General features: G+C 41.5%; 2 protein-coding genes, 1 pseudogene and 1 other annotated feature. Of the genes and pseudogenes, 2 read left to right on the top strand and 1 reads right to left on the bottom strand.

What is annotated here, in order from left to right; genetic code table 11:
- The first annotated feature begins 234 nt into the window (after positions 1 to 234).
- Positions 235 to 660: a DUF1971 domain-containing protein gene (locus VLN09_RS12245; RefSeq protein WP_325246908.1), complete on the top strand. Its 426-nt coding sequence runs from the start codon at positions 235 to 237 to the stop codon at positions 658 to 660.
- 390 nt (positions 661 to 1,050) lie between these two features.
- Here VLN09_RS12245 and VLN09_RS12240 read toward each other — a convergent pair.
- Positions 1,051 to 1,179: pseudogene (locus tag VLN09_RS12240) on the bottom strand (subtype I-F CRISPR-associated endonuclease Cas1); the annotation flags it as partial.
- 81 nt (positions 1,180 to 1,260) lie between these two features.
- On the opposite strand from VLN09_RS12240, the gene VLN09_RS12235 reads away from it, so the two are divergent.
- Positions 1,261 to 2,492 (top strand): IS3 family transposase gene (locus tag VLN09_RS12235; protein WP_325246906.1). Its coding sequence is split into 2 segments (ribosomal slippage): positions 1,261 to 1,537 and positions 1,537 to 2,492, totalling 1,233 coding nucleotides; the frame shifts between segments, so codons are not numbered across the junction.
- Positions 1,536 to 1,652: a sequence feature (AL1L pseudoknot), on the top strand. Its footprint overlaps the gene before it by 117 nt.
- Positions 2,493 to 2,508: the final 16 nt, after the last annotated feature.

Here is a 2,508-nt window from a genome sequence, read left to right as displayed (position 1 = left end):
GTCATAACTATTGAGCGAAAGCAGTATAGCGACTACTTTCCATACTACTTAATGGGGAGTAGGCAGGTGTTTTCGGACGTTATGTTGTTATTAACAATCAAGCTCATACAAGGGTGGTAAAGCCTTTTAAAAGGTGCTATTTTATATTAATGATAATTATTATCAATTGAGTGTTGACCTTTAAGGCAGATTGAGATAAAAATCTACAGCAAGTAAACTAGCCAAGGAGTTATCATGAGTGCCACTACGAATACTGACAATACCACTAGCACCACTAATCCCAATCCTGTCATTCCAAGTCATTGGAAAATAAAACGTTCAACCCATTTTTTCACCAAAGACAAAGTCCCTAACGCCTTATTAACCCATCACAATACGGCGGAAGGCGTATACGGGCAAATTTGTGTCATGCAAGGTACGGTTACCTTTTATGGTTTTTCAGACGAAGCAGCTACTGAGCCAGAAAAGACAGTCGTTATTAACGCCGGACAGTTTGCGGTCAGCCCGCCTCAATATTGGCACCGCGTAGAATTAAGTGATGATGCCCAATTCAATATTAACTTTTGGACAGAAGGAGACACAGGCAATAAGTCGATGTTTAACAGCTCTACTATCCACACTAAACCTATTGAAAAATTATTTGATAAGCCAACTCAATGATAAGAGTTCTACATATTTGTATCTCACGCAGGTTGATAAAGAACCAGAGGCACATGGATATGAAAATTCTTGAAGCATAACCTAAAGCCCCAGTTCTTATTTTAGATAGGCAGATCTAAGGGCAAGTTTGCTATCTGCTGACAATATTTGAGTTGAATACACTTTAGTTCTTATAAGAATGATTAGGATAAAGAATGTTAAACACAAAAAAAGCCAATATCATAAAAAACACTTATTCCATATGATTATTTAAGCTACTTTCTTATACCTAATGTTTTTGAGGAAGGTAAATGGGGTTTACCTGATGAAGTCACCAAATTTCCAAGTCACCTGTACGGTGATGAAGTACAGCGCGAACATTAGCGAGCTAGTAACGGATTTCTAAGTCACTTTTTGCATCATACGGCAATGTGATAAGTAATAAATATTGGCACGTTTAGAATGCAAAATAGTTTTGAGATCTGAGGAGTTGAAACTATTATTGGTATAGGCGTTTCTAGATCGGTTGGGTTTGATCATTTTCATTCCGCTTATTTAGTATCGCCACAATTGAACCGCCCCGGGATTGTCGGAGACTAAATATTCTGAGAGAATACGACAATGAAAAGACAAAACTACACTCCCGAAATTAAAGAACGCGCCGTTCGCATGCTGATTGAAGCAGCAGGCGACTATCCATCTAATTGGTCAGCGATTCAAGCCATTGCGCCTAAGATCGGCTGCACACCCGAAACGCTACGATCATGGCATAAAAAGCACATCGATCAAACCATTCCTGCAAATGTGCAAGCTCAGAATCAAGAGCAACGTATCAAAGAGCTTGAGCGCGAGAATAAAGAGCTTAAGCAAGCCAATGAGATTATACGTAAAGCTGCTGCTTTTTTCGCCCAGGCGGAGCTCGGCCGCCCACACAAGTAATGGTTGAGTTTATTGACGATAATAAAGATCAATACGGGACCCAAGCCATCTGTAGAGTACTACCGATTGCCCCGTCAACCTATCACCGGGCTAAAGACCTAGAGTGCTGCCCTGAAAAGCGTTCACTGCGCAGTCAGCATGACGACGACTATCTCAGCGAGATTAAACGTATTTGGCAGGTCAGCAAATGCCGTTACGGTGCGCGTAAAGTATGGAAGCAGATGAAAGCTGACGGGTTAAAGGTTGCTCGGTGTACCGTAGAGCGTTTAATGAACCAGCATGGCATGCAGGGGATTTGGCGCGGTAAGGGTAAGATGACCACCAACAGTCGTGACGACCAAAAGCGTGCTGACGACTTGGTCAATCGCAACTTTAATGCCCATCGTCCTAATCAGCTGTGGGTTACAGATTTTACTTATATCAAGACAACTAGCGGCTGGGTATATACTGCTTTTATCATTGATGTGTTTGCCCGTGCTATTGTGGGCTGGAAAGTCTCTCATCGCATGAATACCGATATGGTAATGGCGGCATTGAACCAAGCAATAGCAGATAGAAATAATCCCAAAGATGTGATTCATCACAGTGATCGAGGGGTTCAGTACTTATCCATTCGCTACACAGATAAGATGACGGACTCTGGCGTGATTGCGTCTGTTGGTACTACAGGCGATTCATACGACAACGCATTGGCTGAAACAGTCAATGGGCTGTACAAGTCTGAGGTGATTGAGTATTTAAAGGAGAGCTGGACTAGTGTTAACGATGTTGAATTAGCAACCCTAGAATGGGTGAACTGCATTAATAAGACTCACTTGCATAGTACGATTGGTTATGTGTCACCCTTTAAGTTTGAAAAACGATATTATGATAATTGGTGGTGTTCTAAAAAGTATGCTGGCGATAAAAGTTAATACGAAATCTATGCTA

It is taken from the genome of Psychrobacter sp. (genome assembly GCF_035469765.1).
In the GTDB taxonomy this organism is placed as follows: domain Bacteria; phylum Pseudomonadota; class Gammaproteobacteria; order Pseudomonadales; family Moraxellaceae; genus Psychrobacter.
This window is presented reverse-complemented; position numbering and strand designations above follow the sequence as displayed.

Bases quoted from the DNA above. Each gene is read 5' to 3' on its own strand.
- VLN09_RS12245 (WP_325246908.1), top strand. From the start codon at position 235: ATGAGTGCCACTACGAATACTGACAATACCACTAGCACCACTAATCCC.